This window comes from Methylobacterium sp. WL12 (assembly GCF_008039475.1).
Lineage (GTDB): Bacteria > Pseudomonadota > Alphaproteobacteria > Rhizobiales > Beijerinckiaceae > Methylobacterium > Methylobacterium cerastii.
The window spans coordinates 1-1,041 of sequence record NZ_VRUW01000216.1 but is presented as its reverse complement, the minus strand read 5'-3'; the positions used below and the strand labels follow the sequence as shown (position 1 = coordinate 1,041).

Below are 1,041 nucleotides of genomic sequence, written 5' to 3'. Positions count from 1 at the left end.
TCCCGCCCGCTGGCCGATGCCTTGAGAACCTGGGCCGAGACGATCCTGCCGCAGCTCTCCGGCCCCTCGGATCTGGCCAAGGCGTTCCGCTATATGCTGACCCGCTGGCGCGCGCTGACCCGGGTGTTCGACGACGGCCGGATCGGGCTCGACAACAACCCGGCCGAGCGGGCGCTTCGTGGCGTCGCCGTCGGGCGCAAGAACTACCTGTTCGCCGGCTCGGATCGGGGCGCCGAGCGGGCGGCCGCCTTCTACACCCTGATCGAGACGGCCAAGCTGAACCGCCTCGATACCGAGGCCTACCTGCGGGACGTCCTCACCCGCATCGCCGAGCATCCGGCTCGACGCCTCCGCGACCTGCTGCCGTGGAATTGGACCCCGCTTACGGGGCTCGCTCAGGCCGCCTGACCGCGAACCGCCGACCTGAGCCGCCTTCGTCAGCGGCTGAGATCCACCCCGCGTACTCCCCCGTTACTTCGTATCAGCGGCTGACCGAGCAGCCTCAGCCTCTCTGCGCTTTGCGAACCTGCGCGCGCCGACCCAGGCTTTGACGTCTTGGATCACGGTGTCGGCATGTCCATCAAAGGCCATGGCGGAGGCTGCCCGGTCGAACAGGGCATCCTCCATCATGAGGAGCATGCGGTGGCGCATACGATTGGCGCGCTCGATCTCGCCCTGCTTCTCGGCCTCCTCCATGGTCAGGAGGAGCACGTAGTAGGCGGCACGCGCCAGGTCGTCCCGGCGGGGTGCGTTCCTGGCCTTGCGCCGGGCGGTGCTGTTCGCCTGGGCTCTCGCGTGCTTGCGCTTCCGGCGGATCAGGATCTCGGGGAGGTCGTCGTCGGTCGCGTCGGCCATGGGTTGGGCTCCGGTGAGAGGAGCCATCAGGGTCGCCGGTGAGCTAGAAAGTTAGAAGCCCGCACGATGATCATTCTGGTGTGGACGCAGGGCGCTTTGTCGACCGCACAGGCCGATTTGGGATTGATCCTTTCCCTGTCAGCACGCCGCAGCACGACGTCGGGCCGCCGCAGCACGACGTCGGGC

General features: G+C 68.0%; 2 protein-coding genes. One reads left to right on the top strand and one right to left on the bottom strand.

Annotated elements, in window-relative coordinates; genetic code table 11:
• Positions 1-408 (top strand): transposase (locus FV226_RS27580; RefSeq protein WP_147765415.1); only part of this gene is annotated, 408 nt, incomplete at its 5' end.
• A 63-nt stretch (positions 409-471) separates the two neighbouring features.
• On the opposite strand, the gene FV226_RS27575 is transcribed toward FV226_RS27580, so the two are convergent.
• On the bottom strand, positions 472-855 hold the full coding sequence (locus FV226_RS27575) for a hypothetical protein (RefSeq protein ID WP_147765414.1): 384 nt from the start codon (positions 853-855) through the stop codon (positions 472-474).
• Between the last annotated feature and the right edge of the window lie 186 nt (positions 856-1,041).

What these genes read in the sequence shown, in the direction of transcription:
- FV226_RS27575 (WP_147765414.1), bottom strand. Translation starts at nt 855, where the DNA reads ATGGCCGACGCGACCGACGACGACCTCCCCGAGATCCTGATCCGCCGG.